The organism is Promicromonospora sp. NPDC057138 (assembly GCF_042670845.1).
Taxonomy (GTDB): domain Bacteria; phylum Actinomycetota; class Actinomycetes; order Actinomycetales; family Cellulomonadaceae; genus Promicromonospora.
On record NZ_JBHUUX010000001.1, the window covers coordinates 24,672 to 41,415 of the forward strand.

The window sequence follows — 16,744 nt, forward strand, 5'->3', positions numbered from 1 at the left end:
GCCGGAGTCAGCCCTCCTGGCGCGCCAGCATCGTCCCGATCACCCGCGCACCCTCGGGGAAGGCCCCTGGGTTCGGCCCCGAGTAGTTGAGCCGCAGGTAGGCACCGGTCGGCTCGGCCGGGAACCACTCGTCGCCCGCCGCCAGGATGACGCCGGCCGCCTCGCAGTCCCGGACCAGGCGGGCGGCGTCGGTGGCGTCGGGGAGCCGCACCCACAGGTTCAGGCCGCCGTGCGGCACGGCCTCGACGCGAGCCGCCGGCACGTGCTCGGCAAGCGCCCCGAGCAGCAGGTCCCGCCGCGAGGCGAGCTGCTGGCGCAGGCCCCGCAGGTGGGTGCGCCAGGCAGGCTGGGTCACGACGTCGAGCGCGACCGCCTGCAGCATGCCGCTCACGTACATCGACTCGGCCTGAGCGCCGGCGAGGATCCGCTCGCGGGCCGGTCCCCGGGCGACGAGCCCCGCGACACGCACCGCCGGCGAGACGCTCTTGGCCAGCGAGCGCAGGTAGACGACGTGCCCGCCGTCGTCCCGGGCGGCGAGGGGAACCACGTCCTGGGTGATGCCGAAGTCGTGCGCCCAGTCGTCCTCGATGAGGTACGCGCCGTGCTCGCGCACCATGCGGAGCACCGCGTCCGCCAGGTCGGACGACCAGCGAGCGCCGGTCGGGTTGGCGAAGTGGGGCTGGGCGTAGAAGGCACGCGCCCCGGTCTGGGCGAACGCGCGGGCGAGCTCATCCGGGTCGGGGCCGCGCGGACCGCTGGGCACCGGCACGAGCTGCACGCCCACCTGCTCGGCCGCGAGGATCGCGCCCCAGTAGGTCGGCGACTCGACCAGGAGCGGTCGGCCCGCGCCCACGAGGGCACGGAAGATCGTGCTGAGGCTCGCCTGGCTCCCCGGAAAGACGACGACGTCGCTCGGCGTCGGCGGCGCGACGCCGACGGGTGCGGCGGCGCCCAGCTCGGCCGCGAACCATGCCTGCAGCTCCGGGGCGCCCGCGGCGGGCGATCTGGTGACCGCGGCATCGCTGCGCGCGGCCCTGGCAAAGGCGGACCGGACGAGACGTTCGGGCAGCAGCTCGCGATCCGGGTAGCCGGAGTGCAGCGCTATCACGTCGTTCGGAACCGAGTGCAGGGCCCTGGACAGCTGCTGGACGGACTTCGGCCGAGGGCCCAGCGCCGCCGTCTGCCAGCCGTAGTCGTTGGGGCGCGCCACCCGCACCGCACGGACGAACGTCCCGACACCCGGCCGGGTCTCCACCGCACCCTGCGCAACCAGGGTGCGCAGCGCCTTCTGCACGGTGACGGGGCTCGCCCCGTACTGCGCGACGAGCGTCCGGCTCGACGGCAGTCGGGCACCCGGCGGCGCCGCCGCTATCCACTCGTGGAGGCCGGCCACTATGCGGCCACTGCTATCGTCATACATGACAGTCAACAGTAGCGCTACTCTCGTGGCGACTCCGCCGCTATCCGCTTCGCGGGCCGGCCTCTGGTGGGGCTTCCTCGGGGTCGTGGCCTTCTCGTTCACCCTCCCCTTCACCCGCGTGGTGGTCGACGGCGGCGCGATGTCACCGCTGTTCGTGTCATGCGGACGCGCCGTCGTCGCCGCGGTGCTCGCGGCGGCCGCCCTCGCCGTCACCCGGCAGCCACGGCCCCAGGGCATCCAGTGGGCACGCCTCACGATCGTGGCAGGAGGTGTGGTCGTCGGCTTCCCGGTGCTGAGCTCGTTCGCGCTCATGACGGCGTCGGCCAGCCACGCCGCCGTCGTCATCGCGCTGCTGCCCGCGGCGACCGCGGTGCTGGTCGTGCTCCGCGGGCACGAGCGGCCGCGGCCGTCGTTCTGGGTGATGGCGGCGCTGGGCGCGGTCGCCGCGGTCGCTTTCGCCTCGGTCCAGGGCGGCGGGTTCGGCCGGCTGCACGGGTCGGACCTGCTCCTGCTCGCAGCCGTCGTGGCGGCCGGGATCGGCTACGCGGAGGGCGGGCTGCTCGCGCGCGAGCTCGGTGCGTGGCAGACGATCTCCTGGGCGCTCGTGCTCGCCGGGCTCCCGATGGCGCTGCTCACCGGCGTCTCGGTGATCCAGGCTCCGCCGACGGGCACCCCGCTCGACTGGACTCTGTTCGCCTACCTCGGGGTGGTGAGCATGTTCCTCGGCTTCTTCGCCTGGTACCGGGGCCTCGCGATCGGGCCGATGGCGCAGGTCAGCCAGGTCCAGCTCGTCCAGCCCGTGCTGGGCATCGGCTGGGCCGCGCTGCTCCTGCACGAGCAGCTCACGTGGCCGACCGTGCTCGGCGGGGCAGCCGTGATCGCGTGCGCGGGCATCGCCGTCCGATCGCGACTGAAGACCCCTGCCACCGCGTCCCGGCAGCAGACGCGGTAGCTCACCGCCGGTACACGGCCTCCGTCACCTCCACGAACCGGTCGGCCAGCCGGTTCGTGGAGCCTGCCGGCCAGGCGACGACCAGCGTGCTGGGCGGCATGTCGCGCACCGGGACCCAGGCCAGGCCCTCGGGCAGCAGGCCGTCCGGCGACTCCTGGTGGGCGGGCCCGAGCCCTATCGAGTCGCTCCACAGCACGGCGTGCAGGCACTCCTGCACGGTCCGGACCACCGGTCCGGGCGCGGCCACGTCGTCTCCCGATGACGCCCCGCCCGTCCAGTACTCGGTCCACCGGCGGTCGGTGCCCTCCGGGAACCGGAACCACCGGCGGCCCGCCAGGTCGCGCAGCGCGACGTCGTCCCGGGCGGCCAGCGGGTCGTCCGCCAGCAGGATCACGCCCACCGGGTCCGCACGGAGCGGCCGCACGACGATCCCGTCCGCCTCGAACGGCACCCGGGTGACCGCCACGTCGACAACGCCGGCCCGCAGGCCGGCGCTCGGGTCGTCGAGCCCTGACTCGCGGATCCGGACCTGGACGTCCGGGAACGACTCCCGGAACGCGGCGGCCGCGCGGGACGCGTCGGCGTCGACGCTGCCGACGAGGGTCCCGACGGTCAGGACCGCCGCGCCGGAGACCCGCTCCCGGACGGCTTCGGCGTGCGCCAGGAGGCCACGCGCCTCCTCGTGCAGGACGGCGCCCGTGCCAGTGGGCCGGACACCGGTGGGGGTCCTGACCAGCAGGGGCGCGCCGATGTCGGCTTCCAGCCGCTGCATGGCCCGGCTCAGCGGCGGCTGCGTCATGTGCAGCCGCTCGGCCGCCCGGCCGATGTGGCCCTCGTCGACCACCGCGACGAAGTAACGCAGCAGGCGAAGGTCCACCGGCCCGGGTGTCGTCATACGCGCCATTCTGGCGGCACGACCGCGGGCGAGCATCGGTACCGTCAGTCCACATGCACACCATCATCATGACCGGTGCGAGCCGCGGCATCGGCCGCCCGGCCGCCGAGCGAATCCTGCGCGACGACCCCGCGGCCCACCTCGTGCTCATCACCCGCGGCCCGTCCGGCGAGCGGCTCGCCGGAGAGCTCGCGGCCGGTCTGCCCGCCTCTGGTGACGCGGACGGCGGCCACTCCGCCGACGCCGCTCGCGTCTCGCACGTCTCCGCCGACCTCGGCTCGCTCGCGGAGGTCCGGTCGGCCGCGACGACGATCGCGGGGCGGCTCGACCGCGGAGAGCTGCCGCCGCTGCGCGGCTTCGTCGGCAACGCGGGCATCCAGTACACGAATGCCCGCACGGAGAGCGCCGACGGGTACGAGGCAACGTTCACGGTGAACGTGCTGGCCAACCACGTGCTCCTGCGCACGCTCATGGACCGCTTCACTGCGCGGTCCCGGATCGTCATCACCACGAGCGACACCCACTTCGGGGACTTCGCGCACACCGGGGGCCTGGTGCCCGCGCCCGTGTGGCAGGCGCCGGAGGTGCTGGCCCGGACCGGCGCGTTCCCGGCGTCGGACAGGATTTCGGGCGGGCGACGCGCCTACTCGACGAGCAAGCTCGCCGCCATCTACCTGGCGCACGAGTACGCGCGGAGGCTGCCGGCCGGGGTCGACGTCGTCACGTTCAACCCGGGCCTGGTCCCGGGCACGGGACTCACGCGCGACGCCGACCGGCTGAGCCGCTTCGCCATGCGCTGGCTCTTCCCGGTGCTGAACCTGACCCCGCTGACGAACAGCCCGTCCGTGGCCGGCCGGCAGCTCGCCGACGTGGCCCTCGGCAAGGTCAAGGCGCCGACCGGCTCGTACGTGAGCCGCGACCGGGTGGTGCCGTCGTCGGACGAGTCGTACGACCCGGAGCGGGAGCGCGAGCTGTGGGAGGCGGCGGACCGGCTCGCCGGGGTTCCTGTCGGGCGGGCCTGGTAGCTCGCGACCCTGGGCGTCCGCGCCCTCATGCTGTGGGAGAAAGCAGGTGTACCTCGACCGAGACGTGTCGTAGCATCGACCGGTCGGCTCGTGTGGCGCATCGCCCCGGCCGACTCACCAGGCACACACGAGGAGCGAGAGATGCGGGAATTCACCGCGGGATGCGGGGCGGCCGTCTCGGCCTGCTCGGGCAGTCCCCGGACCCGCGTCACGACTCTCTGATCAGGCACGGCAGCACAGAGCCCCGACCGCTCCCGCGGTCGCGCGCGCTGCGGCCGGACGTCGGAGGGCGGGCGCGGCGTCGTCCCCTGCGCTGCCGCCTGCCGGCCCGGTGACCGAGACGCATCGGTGACCGAGGCGCCGTCGTGCACCCGTTGACGACGGCAGACGCCGGCCGGTGGCCTCCGCACTACCGGAAGCCGATACCTGATGAATCCCCTGACCGAGAAGCAGATCCGCGCGTCCTTCCTGAACGCGAGCAAGCGGGAGGCCAACCAGGCCACCCTGCCCGACCTCGGCACGATCGACTGGGCGCACCTCGACTACCTCGGGTGGCACGACCGCAAGGCGCCGCTGTCCGCGTACGTGGTGCTCGAGCTCGACGGCGAACCGACCGGCGTGCTGCTGCGCTCCACCGATGCCAAGACCGGCGGCGCACGCACGAAGGGTGTGTGCGCCTGGTGCGAGGACGTCGTCGTCACTGACGACGTCTCCCTCTACGTCGCCCGGAGGGGCGGCGCCGCGGGGCGCAACGGGAACACGATCGGCACGCTCATCTGCACCGAGTTCGGCTGCTCGCGGAACGTGCGCCGCAAGCCGACCTTCACGGAGGCGGGCAACGACCCGGCCGTCCGTGAGCTGATCATCGACCGGCGCATCGAGGGCCTACGCGAGCGGGCCGCACGGTTCGTCGCAGAGGTCGGCAGAACTCGCTGACGTACGGGCAGGTCCCGTAGGCCTGCGCGTCCGACATCCGGCCGTGCCGCCCAGCGCGCGGGTCCGGGGCGCACCTTCGCCGGTTCATGCCGGCGAGGGTGCGCCGGTCCGCAGGCGCGCGGCCGCCGCGATCGCCGCCTCGCACCACACGACGGCGGGCCGGTCGACGGCGCCGTGCATCACGATCTGGCGGCACAGCACTTCGGCGATCGAGTTGTCAGTGGCTCGAAGTAACCTCGCAGCGTGCCCCTCCCCGACCGCGAACCGCGCCTCGACTCCGCCGATCCGGCGGTCCTGTTCGCCGCCTACCTGGACTACTACCGGCATGCGGTGGAGCGGAAGCTGCGCAGCCTGTCGGACGCCGACGTGCGCGCCTCGCGGCTGCCCACCGGCTGGTCGCCGCTGGAGCTGCTGATCCACCTGGTGTACATGGAGCAGCGCTGGTTCCGGTGGGGGTTCCTGGCGGAGCCGGTCACCGACCCGTGGGGCGACCACGCAGGTCAGGACCCGGACGGACCGTGGGTGGTGCCCGACGGTGTCGGCCTGGACGAGCTGCTCGAGGCACTGCACGCGGGGGGCGTCGTGACCGGCGGTGTGCTCGCTGCGCACTCCCTGGACGAGCACGGCGCGCTCGGCGGCCGGTTCACCGAGCACTCGCCCACGCTCGCGTGGATCTGCTTCCACGTACTGCAGGAGTACGCCCGGCACGCGGGCCACCTGGACATCTCGGCGGAGCTCGCGGGCGGGGCGACCGGCGAATGACCGGACGCACCGCCCTGTGGACGACGACGGCGGGCGTCGCCTTCGTGGCGGTCCTCGGCCTGCTCGTGGTGAACGGCGTCGTCTGGCCCAACCGGGTCCCCGCCGCTCGGTACGACGTACGGGGCGTGGACGTCTCCCACTATCAGGGCGAGATCGACTGGGAGGTGCTGGCCGCGCAGGACCTCGACTTCGCGTGGATCAAGGCCACCGAGGGCGCCTCGCACACCGACCCGCGGTTCGCCACGAGCTGGGCGGCCGCCACGGACACCGACCTGCTCGTGGGTGGCTACCACTTCATGAGCTTCGAGAGCCCCGGCGCCGACCAGGCCGCGCACCTCGCCGCCGAGGTGCCGGCCACACCTGGCACGCTCCCGCCGGTCATCGACCTCGAGTTCTACGGCTCGTTCTTCGAGAACCCCCCGACGCCCGACGAGGTCCGCGCCATCCTCGACCCGCTCGTCGCCGGCATCGAGGAGCACTACGGCACCGCGCCGATCGTGTACGCGACGGAGGAGGCCTACGACCTGTACCTCGCCGGCCGCTACCCGGACCTGCCCATCTGGATCCGGTCCGTCGCGTGGGCCCCACGGATGTCGGACGGCCGCGACTGGACGGTCTGGCAGTACTCGAACCGCGACCGTCTGCCCGGGTACGACGGCGCGGAGCCGTACATCGACATGAACGTGTTCGCGGGCACGCGCGCGGAGCTCGAGGCCCTCGCCCTCCCGTGACCACCTCGCGGCAGGCGCGTCAGGGCAGCGCGATGATGCCGATCATGACGTCGCCGCTGTCGACCACCTCGAAGCCGATGCGCTCCAGGGACCTCCGGACGGCCACCGAGCCCGCCGGCGAACGCGCGACCAGGCGCTTGGCGTCCATGGTCTGCGCCGCGGCGAACGCCCAGTAGGCCACCTCACTCGAGATGCCCTGGCCGCGGTACGGCTGGCCGAGCCAGAGGCCGACCTCCCGGGCGTCCGGGTCGCCGTCCACCTGGGCGAGGCGAGCCGCGCCCACGATCCGGCCTCTCGCTTTGACCGCCCACGTCACCTCGGGGACCGGCACGTACGGGTTCAGCCGGCACCGGCGGTGGTACTCCCGGAACGCGCCCTTGCGCAGGTCGGTCCAGGTGGTGCGGGGCTCGGTGATCGACTCGCCGGAGGCAGGCGGCATCACCTCGCCGGGCTGAGCCTCGGCAACGGCCAGGGCGAGGAGGCCTTCGAGCACGTCCTCGTCCACTGGAACTAGGTCGACAAGCATCTGCGACGTCACCTCGCGGATGATAGCCGCATTTCGGAGCTGCTGACACTGGTGAAACTTTCAACCACCTGACCCCCGGTCAGGAGCGGTGCTACGCGTCCCTGGCGTAGTCGACCTGACCCAGTCCCAGCCACAACGCGAGCTGCTCGATCTCGGCGTGCACCGCGTCCATCGTGGCCCCGTCGAACGGCAGGTCCTCGTGCACCGCGAAGACGTTCAGCACGCCCTCCTTGCGGTCCGCCTTGGCGTCGAGCTTTCCCACGAACCGCTCCCCGTGCAGGATCGGCAGTGCGAAGTAGCCCCAGCGGCGCTTGACCTTCGGCTTGTACATCTCGAGCGTGTACTCGTAGTCGAACAGGTCCAGGAGCCGGGCCCGGTCGGCGGCTATCAGGTCGAACGGTGACAGCAGGGCGGTACGCGGCTCGAACTCGTCGTCCGCCCGCTCCAGCAGCTCCGGGTCGACGCGCCACTCGCCGTCGACCCCCTCGACCTCGACCACCTCGCCGGGCAGGTCCACCCACCAGGCGCCGTCCCCCGAGCGGCCCTGCACCCGCTTGCGGGCGATGCCCTCCGCGGCCAGCCGCCGCTCCACCCGCTCGCGGAGCGCTTCTTCCAATGGAACCGCCTCGACCTGCGGATACACCCGCTCCGCGAGGTCCCACAGCCGCTGCCTGCCCTTGCGTCCCACCATCGCGAGCTTGCCCTGCATGTTCAGCGACTCGAGCATCTCGGCCACGCTGCGCCGGCTGCTCCACCCCTCGGCACCCCAGGTAAAGGGAACCTGCGCGGTGTCCGGCACGTCCTTCGCCAGCACCGGCCCCTTCGCCTCGACCAGCGCGAGCACGTCGCGCTCGAAGCTCGCGTTGTCCGCGAGCCACTTCCGGAGGGTCTCGTGCTGCGGCCACTGCGCCATCTGCTCCAGGTACAGCGGCAGGTCCCCCATCGAGCGCACGGTGCCGCGCAGCTGGAACAGCATGCGGTCCGTGATCGCGTCGTCGACGGCGCCCTGCCAGTACTCGTTGCCGAGCCGCGACCAGGCCACGAGGTCGACCGCGGGCGCAACCGCCGACGTCGGGTCCACCGCGAGGAACGTCAGGTCCTCCACCAGGTGCACCAGGTCGACCGGGCGGTGGGCGTCGAGCAGCTGGGCACGGAGCGCGATGCGGCGTGCCTGCTGGACGGTGAGCCGATGCATGGCCATGCCGCGAGGATACGGAAGGACACCGACACGCTCCTGGAGGCGGTCCGCTCAACCTTTCGTCGTGCTGGACCGTGAGGGAGGCATGAGCATGCCAATGGTCGCGGGGCGTTCGAGCCCCGACAAGGTTCACGCGATCGACGTCGTCGTGGTGGGGGACAAGCAGGCCGAGTTCGCCAGCTTCATGGCCCGCTCGGCGCCCGCCCTCGCCCGCACGGCCTGGTTGCTGTGCGGCGACACGCATCAGGCCGAGGAGCTGGTGCAGCAGGCCCTGATGAAGACCTACCTGGCCTGGCCCAGGGCCCGGCAGGGCGAGCCGCTCGCCTACGCGCGGCGCGTCCTGGCGAACCTGCGGATCGACGGGTGGCGCCGGGGCCGGCGGGAGGTGCTCATGGCCGCCGACACCCTGCCCGAACGGTCGGGCGGCGGCCAGAGCCCGGCCGACCAGCACGCCGAGCGCGACCGACTCACCCGCGCGCTGCTGGTGCTCCCGACCAAGCAGCGCCGGATCGTGGTGCTCCGGCACCTCGAGGGCCTCACCGAGCGCGAGGTCGCCGACGCCGTCGGCGTCTCGGTCGGCACCGTGAAGTCCACGGCGTCGCGCGGTCTCGTGCGGCTGCGCGAGGTCCTTCAGGCGGAGGACACGGACGCCGCGCGCACGCCAGGAACCACCACGAGCACCACCGACGAGAGGAGCGGGTCATGAACAACGACGAGCAGTTCGCAGAGAGCCTGCGCGCCCAGGTGACGCGGGTCGCGCCGCAGATCGACGTCGACGTCACGCGCGTCGTCCCCGCTGCCCGACGGCGGAGGGTCGCCCAGGTCAGCGGCGCCGCCCTGACCCTCGCGCTGGCCCTCGGCGGCGGGGCCTGGGCGGCCACCACCCTGGGTGTCCAGGGAACGGCCTTGCCCGGCGGTTCGACGACGATGGCGGTCGAGCCGTCGCCGTCGCCGAGTGGGCCGCCGCCGACGTCGAGCGAGGGCGACCACCTGCCGGAGATGCCCAGCTACCCGCCCATGGACCCCATCATTCCGCCCGAGAACTGGCGGGAGGCGACGTACTACCACGTGGTGAGCCGCATGGCGACGGCCGAGCAGCCCGCGGGCGAGGCACCGCTCGGGATCGAGCGCTGGTACGGCGACGGCACCAGCTTCGAGCTCACCGCGCACGGCCCGGAACTGATGGCGCTCGGCAACTACGCCGACTTCGAGGGCGGCAACCCCGTCAGCTACACCTGGACGGAGATAGCAGCGCTGCCCACTGAACCGGAGGCCCTGCACGATGCCCTGAGCAGCCGCTACCCCTCGATCCAGCGTGAATGGGCGGTGCGCGACGCCGCGAGCCGCATGGCGACCCAAGCACCGGCCTCGCCCGAGCTGCGGGCCGCGGCCTGGGAGCTGCTGATCAGCTTGCCCGGCGTCGAGGTGGAACAGGATGTTCAGGACTCGGAAGGCCGTCGAGGCACCGCCGCGACGTTCGAGAAGCCCGACACGGTCACGACGGTGATCTACGACGAGGCACAGAACCGCCCGCTCCAGAGGGAACGGACGAAGGGCCCGATCCACACCCTCGAGGCCTACCTCACGACCGGGTTCTCCGATCTCCCCGAAGAGGTCGCGGACAGCGCCATCGAGGTGCCCAACTTCACCGCGATGACCCGCGAGGACGCCGAGGTGGCCTGCCTGCAGAAGCACCTCGCCTGCACCTTCGAGGGGGCCGGGTCGGACACCGTGCCGGAGGGAACGGTCATCTCGTCCGACCCGGAGGCTGGCGCACTGGTCACCTGGGGCGCGCCCGTCACGGTCCTGCTCTCCACGGGTTCCTGACCTGGCGGTTCGCCACGGGCCCCAGGTTGCGCCGGTTGCTCTCGAGCCCGGCGTAGCCTGGGGCCCGTGGCCCATGCCTACCGCACCAGCACCCGCGTCGAGGCGCCCGCGGCCGTCGTCTGGCAGGTGCTGTCCGACGTCGAGCGCATGCCCGCCTGGACCAGCTCCATGACTCGCGTGACGATCCTCGGGCCCGAGACGGCGATCGCCGTCGGCTCCCGCGTCGAGATCGAGCAGCCGGGCCTGCCCAGGGCGACCTGGGAGGTCGACAGCCTCACCGAGGGCCGCGGGTTCTCCTGGTCGAGCAGCACGCCCGGCGTCCGCACGGGAGCGGCGCACCAGATCGCCCACGTGTCCGACGTCGCCTGCGAGGTCACGCTGGCCGTCGCCCAGAGCGGGATGCTCGCCGGGCTGACCAACCTCGTCCTGGGCACCAGGGCGCGGGAGTTCGTGGACACGGAGCTGGCCGGTCTGAAGGCCGAGTCGGAGCGTCGCGCCCGGGACAAGGGCTGACACGCCGCCGTAGACCGGCGTGTCGCACCATTTCCTCCCGTGTTTCTTTATGCCCTCCAGAGCGTTATTTCACCGCTAAGAATGCCCCTTACGCTGCGAAAAGGCATCTGGGCGAAAAGTTACGCGCATTTTGGACAGCCCGGTACTTCACGACAACTGTTATCTGATCGAGACAAGAGGGTTACCCGTATGTAGCGTCTGATCCGTTGTGCCACCGGAGGCACAACCGCGGGCCCCATTCCCCACATCGGTACGGGCTCACGAACCCGGCGACTTGGAGAACTTCGGTGAGTACCACCGTCCGACGCGGTCGACACCGCGCCGCTCATGCTCCTAGAACTCCCCTGATGACCGTGACTCGTACCGCAGCCCGTTCGGGCGCACTGATCGCGGCATCCTCCGGACTCATCGCGACGGCGTTCGCACCCAGCGCACACGCCGTCGTGGGAGACGGCTCCCACCGCCTGGAGAGCGTCGGCACGACAGCACTGACGCAGGAGGCCCGCAGCGAGCTGCCGGCGGCGCCGGCGGTGCAGGTCGCGAGCGACGCGAAGCTGCGGATCGAGAGCTCGGCCGTCAAGGTCACGCCGGCTCCCGAGCCGGAGCCCGTCGTGGAGGCCCCCGCCGCCCCCGAGGCGGAAGCCGTGGTCGAGGAGGTGGAGCCTGCCACGCCGGACTATGCGTCCGACGGATCCATCGGCGCCCAGGCCATCTCGATCGCCATGCAGTACGTCGGCATCGCGTACGCGTACGGCGGGGATTCCCCGGCGACGGGCTTCGACTGCTCGGGCCTGATCAAGTACGTGTACGCACAGCTCGGCGTCGAGCTGCCGCACTCGTCGTCGTCCATGGTGGCCGCGGGCTACCAGGTCGCGTCGCCGCTGCCCGGCGACATCGTGTGGACCCAGGGCCACGTCTCGCTCTACGCGGGCGACGGCATGGTGGTCGAGGCCGCCAACTACGGTTCCCCGGTCCGCTACACCGACCAGTGGCAGGACTACGCGGTCTACATCCGCCCCTACTGACCCGGGATCCGCGAAGTAGAGCGCCTGTCCGGGTCTCCCTGGTGTCGCCAGGCAGACCGGACAGGCGCTCTACTTCGCGGATCGCAGGTCAGTAGGCGACTGCTGCCGCCGCGTCCACGACGCCGTAGCCGTACAGCGGGGTCCACACACCGACGAGGCCCAGGAGCGGGTCGTGCGACGTGTACAGGATGGCCTTCTCCACGCCCGCCGTCGGACGGCCCTGGCTGAAGAGCAGCGCCGCGACCCCGGCCACGTGCGGCGTCGCCATCGACGTGCCCGCGTAGGCGTCGTAGCTGCCCTTGCCACAGGTGTCCGACCCGGTGCCCACGGGAACCGTGGACCAGACGTCGCCGTCGCAGCCGGTCAGACCGCCCGAACCGCCGGGCGCCGAGACGCTCCTCAGGTCGAGCTTGATCGGCAGCTCCGAGTAGTAGGAGTGGATGCCTGCGTTGTCCGTGGCCCCGACGCAGATCGCGACGCTGGTGAACGCCGGGTCGCTGCAGAGCGGGGTCGACGAGTTGCCGGCCGCCGCCACCGTGAGCACGCCCTGCTCGCGGGCGTACGCGATGGCGTCGCGCATCAGGGTGTCGACGCCGAGGATCGTGAACAACTGCCCGCCCGGGCCGGAGCCCAGCGAGAGGTTGATGACGTCGGCTCCGTGGTCGGCGGCCCAGCGGATGCCGTCCGCGATGTCCTCGGACGAGCCCGAGCCCGCCTCGAGCACCTTGACCGGAAGGATCTTGGCATCCGGTGCCACGCCGGCGACGCCGATGCCGTTGTTCGTAGCGGCGGCGACGATGCCCGCCACGTGCGTGCCGTGCTCGTCGCCGTTGTTCTTGCCGTCGGGGCCCCTGAAGTCCCCCTCACCGCACGGACGGACGTCCGCGCAACCGGTAAAGGTGGCTCCCGGCAGGAGCTGGCCCGCCAGGTCCGGCTGGTCGAAGTCGACACCCGTGTCGACCACTGCCACTACCGCGCCCTTGCCGGTGGCCGTCGGCCAGGCGGCCTCGGCGTTGATCTGGTCCAGGCCCCACTGCTTGTCCCGGAGGGGATCGCTGGTCGCGGCCTGCGCACCCGGCGCCACGGCGACGAGCGCCGCCACGGCCAGCGCCGCGGAGGTGGCGACGCCGACGAGTGACTTCCTGTTCATATATTGCCCCCATTGCTCGCCAGGGGCTGATTACCCCCGAACTGGCCCAAACGTACGGGTATCGGACAGGGATAGAACAGGGCAGACGGGGCGGAGCGGGTGAAATTTACACAATCGCAATCAGCAGTGGCGCGGGTTGCCAGCTCAGGCCCAGGCCTCGGAGAGCTCGCCCTCGTCCGGCGCTTCCCGGGAGAGCCGGAGCGCCGCGATGGCCGCCCCGAGCAGCAGCGCGACGACCCAGGCCCCGAGCTGGTGCCCCTCGGACACGATCGCCGCCGAGGCGATCTCGTCCCAGACGATGCCGACGGCGGACAGCGGGTCCTCGGTGGGCGCCGAGCCGGGCCAGATGTTCTCCTGGACTGCCAGCAGGGCCGGGCCGGCGGCCTGCAGCACCCAGACGACGCCGGCGGCGGGCAGCCAGCCCAGCAGCTCGATGGGCCGGCTGTCCACGGCGAGGCCGAACGCGACGCCGAGCGCCACCGCGAAGATCCACCAGGTACCCGTGGGCGACACCGGCTGTCCCGGCACGAAGCCCCAGAACCAGCCGTCGAGGAGCACCACCGGCAGGGCGAGCGCGAGCCCGCGCAGCGCGGCGGGGCCGAGGGCCGTCAGGAGGCCCGCCCCCAGGCCCACCAGACCGGCCGCGCCGGTCACGACGAGCATTGCGAGCGGTCCCGCGTCGCCCGGCACGCTCTCGCGCATCGCGAGCCACCAGGACGTCCCGCCCGCGGCTGCCATGGCGATCAGCGTTCCGGCGATCGCGGCGCCCGCACCCGCTCCGGCCGACGCCGGGAGGCCTGCGGCTACCCCGGCGAGGAGGCCGCCGACCAGGGCCATGACGACCAGGCCGACCACCGCGTCGTCGGTGGTGAAGGGGAGGGGCGAGAAGCCGGCGACGCCCGCCGTCGAACCGTCCGCGAGGCCTGTGACCTCGTATAACGCCTGCAGGAGCCAGGGCAGAAAGCCACAGGCCCACCAAGCAATAGCACTGATGGGAAGCACCCACCAGGCGGAGATGTGGTACTCACTGTCGGCCATGCCGCCGAACGGTAGCGGATGTGTGATGTCGGTCATAACCCCCGATGACGGAAAGAGCGCAAATCTGCGCCTTCGTTGGGTCAGACCGTAATGCGTAACCCGATCGTGACTTTTTCGATGAAGGTGTGTACTTTGACTCCTACTCCGCCGCAACGGTGGAGTCGTGAGCCGGACGCCGAATCCTGTCACCGGTTCATGACCAGACGTTCGAGACAGGAGCGGGGGACCCACTTCCGGGCGACAGCAGGACCGTCGTCCTCGGGGTGAAGCCGAGCGGTACCCCCCAAGTAGCCGTGCGGCCGGGTGTTTACTCCCACCCGAACCCGACAGCTGACCTCGCAGGCGGTACAGGAGACATTTAGGTGACGAACTCCATCCGCGGCCGGCATCGTGACAGCCGGCCGGCCATGACTCCGCTGACCATCCTCGCTCGTACCGCCACAGAGAACGCCGGCACCGTCGCCCGCCGGGGCGCCATCGCCGCAGCCGCAGGCGGCGTTCTGATCTCGACCATCGCGACGACGGCCCACGCGGCCCCGGCGATGGACCTCAAGACCGACGTCAAGACCGCCAAGCTGAACACGGCGGACCTGAACTCCCTCACCGCGGTGGCCAAGCAGGCCGTCGCCGCCGCCCCCACCGTGACCGTCCCGGCCGACGCGAAGATGCCGATCGAGATGGAAGCCCTCGGCACCTCGCCGGGTGCGGACGGCGAGAAGGGCGAAGGCCCTGCCGTCGTCTCGGTGGACGCACCGGACCCGGTCCCGGTCGGCCAGCAGGCCGTCAACATGGCCATGAACTACCTCGGCATCACGTACGTGCTGGGCGGCGCTTCGCCGGCCGAGGGCATGGACTGCTCCGGCCTGATCCAGTACACGTTCGCGCAGCTCGGGATCTCCCTGCCGCACTCGTCGAGCGCGCTGCTCGGCTCCGGCTACCAGGTCACCTACCCCGAGCCCGGCGACATCGTCTGGACGCCCGGTCACGTGGCCCTGTACGCGGGCGACGGCATGGTCATCGAGGCCTGGGCCGCCGGCATGCCGGTGCGCTACACCGAGATGTGGCAGAACAGCCCGACGTTCATCCGCGTCGTCTGAGCTGAGCCGAAAGCACCGCCGCACGGCAGCAGCTCATCGTAAGGCGCCGCCTCCGTCCCGGGTATTCCCGGGTCCGGAGGCGGCGCCTTACGCGTGCCCGCGCTGATTCCCGACTACGGTGACCGTCGGGCGTCAGGGCGACGCCGGCAGACACCGACGCCGGTAGGACAGCTCGGCATCGACGCGTGCGACGAACGAAGGACGACGGTAGGCAGATGCGGTTCAGCAGCCCCTTGGGTCGCGAGCAGGGCCGGGGTGCGGCACTGCAGCGCCGGCCCGGCCAGCTCGTGATCGTCGGCTTCGCCGGCGCGATTGCGGTGGGAACGCTGCTCCTGCTGCTGCCGGTCGCGGCGTCAGGCGAGCCGGCCTCGTTCATGGAGGCCCTGTTCACCGCGACGTCGGCCGTGTGCGTGACCGGGCTGATCGTCACCGACACACCGGTGTTCTGGTCCGGGTTCGGCGAGGCCGTGATCCTGGTGCTCATCCAGCTCGGCGGCCTGGGCGTCATGACCGTCGCGTCGCTGCTGGGCGTCCTGGTGACCCGGCGCCTCGACCTGGGATCCCGGCTGGTGGCGGCGGCGTCGACGCGGACCGTCGGCCTCGGCGACGTGCGCCGGATGCTGGTCCGCGTGGTCGTCGTGGCGTTCGTCGTCGAGGCCGCTACGGCACTGGTGCTGGCCCTGCGTTTCGCCGCTGCCTACGACGAGCCGCCCGGCCGGGCGCTCTGGTACGGGGTGTTCCACTCCGTCTCGGCCTACAACAACGCGGGCTTCGCCCTGTTCTCGTCGTCGCTGATCGACTTCGTGGCCGACCCCTGGATCTGTGTGCCGATCTCCGTCGCCACGATCCTCGGCGGGCTGGGGCTGCCCGTGATCCTCGAGGTGCTGCGCGAACGCCGCCGACCGAGCCGGTGGAGCGTCCACACCAAGATCACGCTGCTCATGACCGCGGTCCTGCTGGTGGGCGGCACGCTGTTCTTCCTCGTCACGGAGTGGGACAACGCCGCGACGATGGGCACACTCGACACCGGCGGCCGAATCCTGGCGTCGTTCACGCAGTCGGCTCAGGCCCGCACAGCGGGCTACAACTCCTTGGCCACCGGTGAGATGCATACCGAGACCTGGCTCGGCACGATCATCCTGATGTTCATCGGCGGCGGGTCGGCGGGAACCGCCGGCGGCATCAAGGTGACGACGTTCGCGGTGCTCGCCCTCGTGATCTGGTCCGAGCTGCGCGGCGACCCGGACGCCAGCGCCTTCGACCGGCGCATCTCGCCCGCCACCCAGCGGCAGGCGCTCACGCTGGCCCTCCTCGCGGTCGCGATAGTGGTTCTCCCCACCCTGTGGATGACGGCGCTCTCGCCGTTCACCGTGGACCAGATCCTGTTCGAGGTGACGTCGGCGTTCACCACCACCGGCCTGTCCACGGGGATCACCGCCCAGCTCGCCTGGTATCACGAGTTCGTGCTGGTGCTGCTCATGTTCATCGGGCGGCTCGGGCCGGTCACGCTCGGCACCGCGCTGGCGCTCCGCGCCGGCAGGCGCCTGTACCGCCTCCCGGAGAGCGCCCCGATCATCGGCTGACCGTCCTCCGTGTTGTGAGCGCGATCGTTGCGCCTAAGACGGGCACGTAGTCGCCAAGATCCCGCC

General features: G+C 71.8%; 17 protein-coding genes and 1 riboswitch. Of the genes, 11 read left to right on the forward strand and 6 right to left on the reverse strand.

Annotated elements, in window-relative coordinates; translation table 11 throughout:
• Positions 1-7: 7 nt before the first annotated feature.
• Positions 8-1,420: a PLP-dependent aminotransferase family protein gene (locus tag ACFT2C_RS00115; protein ID WP_377204970.1), complete on the reverse strand. Its 1,413-nt coding sequence runs from the start codon at positions 1,418-1,420 to the stop codon at positions 8-10.
• Here ACFT2C_RS00115 and ACFT2C_RS00120 point away from each other — a divergent pair.
• A complete protein-coding gene (locus tag ACFT2C_RS00120; RefSeq protein ID WP_377204971.1) occupies positions 1,419-2,372 on the forward strand; it encodes a DMT family transporter in 954 nt (317 codons plus the stop codon). The two genes, ACFT2C_RS00115 and ACFT2C_RS00120, sit on opposite strands and share 2 nt — an antisense overlap.
• A gap of 1 nt (position 2,373) precedes the next feature.
• On the opposite strand, the gene ACFT2C_RS00125 is transcribed toward ACFT2C_RS00120, so the two are convergent.
• Positions 2,374-3,267 (reverse strand): LysR substrate-binding domain-containing protein, encoded by an 894-nt coding sequence (locus ACFT2C_RS00125; protein WP_377204972.1) that lies wholly within the window; start codon positions 3,265-3,267, stop codon positions 2,374-2,376.
• Positions 3,268-3,320: 53 nt separating this feature from the next.
• On the opposite strand from ACFT2C_RS00125, the gene ACFT2C_RS00130 reads away from it, so the two are divergent.
• The 4 genes from ACFT2C_RS00130 to ACFT2C_RS00145 all read left to right on the forward strand — a co-directional run bounded on the left by ACFT2C_RS00130 (position 3,321) and on the right by ACFT2C_RS00145 (position 6,721).
• Positions 3,321-4,292, forward strand: coding sequence for an SDR family NAD(P)-dependent oxidoreductase (locus ACFT2C_RS00130; RefSeq protein WP_377204973.1), 972 nt, complete (start codon positions 3,321-3,323; stop codon positions 4,290-4,292).
• Between the two features lie 429 nt (positions 4,293-4,721).
• Positions 4,722-5,228: an FBP domain-containing protein gene (locus ACFT2C_RS00135; RefSeq protein ID WP_377204974.1), complete on the forward strand. Its 507-nt coding sequence runs from the start codon at positions 4,722-4,724 to the stop codon at positions 5,226-5,228.
• A gap of 243 nt (positions 5,229-5,471) precedes the next feature.
• Complete coding sequence (locus ACFT2C_RS00140; RefSeq protein ID WP_377204975.1) at positions 5,472-5,990, forward strand: DUF664 domain-containing protein; 519 nt, start codon at positions 5,472-5,474, stop codon at positions 5,988-5,990.
• Positions 5,987-6,721, forward strand: coding sequence for a GH25 family lysozyme (locus ACFT2C_RS00145; RefSeq protein WP_377204976.1), 735 nt, complete (start codon positions 5,987-5,989; stop codon positions 6,719-6,721). Before ACFT2C_RS00140 ends, ACFT2C_RS00145 begins: the two co-directional genes overlap by 4 nt.
• Before the next feature lie 19 nt (positions 6,722-6,740).
• Here the strand turns inward: ACFT2C_RS00145 and ACFT2C_RS00150 are convergent, their stop codons facing one another.
• Both ACFT2C_RS00150 and ACFT2C_RS00155 read right to left on the reverse strand, forming a co-directional pair.
• A complete protein-coding gene (locus ACFT2C_RS00150) occupies positions 6,741-7,259 on the reverse strand; it encodes a GNAT family N-acetyltransferase (RefSeq protein ID WP_377204977.1) in 519 nt (172 codons plus the stop codon).
• 79 nt (positions 7,260-7,338) lie between these two features.
• Positions 7,339-8,448 (reverse strand): DNA glycosylase AlkZ-like family protein, encoded by a 1,110-nt coding sequence (locus ACFT2C_RS00155; protein ID WP_377204978.1) that lies wholly within the window; start codon positions 8,446-8,448, stop codon positions 7,339-7,341.
• Between the two features lie 82 nt (positions 8,449-8,530).
• On the opposite strand from ACFT2C_RS00155, the gene ACFT2C_RS00160 reads away from it, so the two are divergent.
• The 4 genes from ACFT2C_RS00160 (at position 8,531) to ACFT2C_RS00175 (ending at position 11,810) form a co-directional block, all read left to right on the forward strand.
• On the forward strand, positions 8,531-9,151 hold the full coding sequence (locus ACFT2C_RS00160; protein ID WP_377204979.1) for a SigE family RNA polymerase sigma factor: 621 nt from the start codon (positions 8,531-8,533) through the stop codon (positions 9,149-9,151).
• Complete coding sequence (locus ACFT2C_RS00165; RefSeq protein WP_377204980.1) at positions 9,148-10,272, forward strand: PASTA domain-containing protein; 1,125 nt, start codon at positions 9,148-9,150, stop codon at positions 10,270-10,272. The genes ACFT2C_RS00160 and ACFT2C_RS00165 overlap by 4 nt, the downstream gene beginning before the upstream one ends.
• 66 nt (positions 10,273-10,338) lie before the next feature.
• Positions 10,339-10,785, forward strand: a complete 447-nt coding sequence (locus tag ACFT2C_RS00170) for an SRPBCC family protein (protein ID WP_377204981.1) — start codon at positions 10,339-10,341, stop codon at positions 10,783-10,785.
• A 347-nt stretch (positions 10,786-11,132) separates the two neighbouring features.
• Entirely contained in the window at positions 11,133-11,810 is a 678-nt protein-coding gene (locus tag ACFT2C_RS00175; protein ID WP_377204982.1) for a C40 family peptidase, read from the forward strand.
• 88 nt (positions 11,811-11,898) lie between these two features.
• On the opposite strand, the gene ACFT2C_RS00180 is transcribed toward ACFT2C_RS00175, so the two are convergent.
• Together ACFT2C_RS00180 and ACFT2C_RS00185 are read right to left on the reverse strand one after the other, a co-directional pair.
• Positions 11,899-12,960, reverse strand: a complete 1,062-nt coding sequence (locus ACFT2C_RS00180; protein WP_377204983.1) for a S8 family serine peptidase — start codon at positions 12,958-12,960, stop codon at positions 11,899-11,901.
• Between the two features lie 144 nt (positions 12,961-13,104).
• Positions 13,105-13,998: a hypothetical protein gene (locus tag ACFT2C_RS00185; protein ID WP_377204984.1), complete on the reverse strand. Its 894-nt coding sequence runs from the start codon at positions 13,996-13,998 to the stop codon at positions 13,105-13,107.
• A 163-nt stretch (positions 13,999-14,161) separates the two neighbouring features.
• Positions 14,162-14,358: riboswitch (cyclic di-AMP (ydaO/yuaA leader) on the forward strand.
• A 2-nt stretch (positions 14,359-14,360) separates the two neighbouring features.
• Here ACFT2C_RS00185 and ACFT2C_RS00190 point away from each other — a divergent pair.
• Both ACFT2C_RS00190 and ACFT2C_RS00195 read left to right on the forward strand, forming a co-directional pair.
• Positions 14,361-15,095 carry a C40 family peptidase gene (locus tag ACFT2C_RS00190; RefSeq protein ID WP_377204985.1) on the forward strand — a complete coding sequence of 245 codons (735 nt, stop codon included), beginning with the start codon at positions 14,361-14,363 and terminating at the stop codon, positions 15,093-15,095.
• Positions 15,096-15,310: 215 nt separating this feature from the next.
• The gene (locus ACFT2C_RS00195) at positions 15,311-16,678 is read left to right on the forward strand and encodes a TrkH family potassium uptake protein (RefSeq protein ID WP_377204986.1); all 1,368 of its coding nucleotides are present in this window, start codon (positions 15,311-15,313) and stop codon (positions 16,676-16,678) included.
• Positions 16,679-16,744 lie beyond the last annotated feature (66 nt).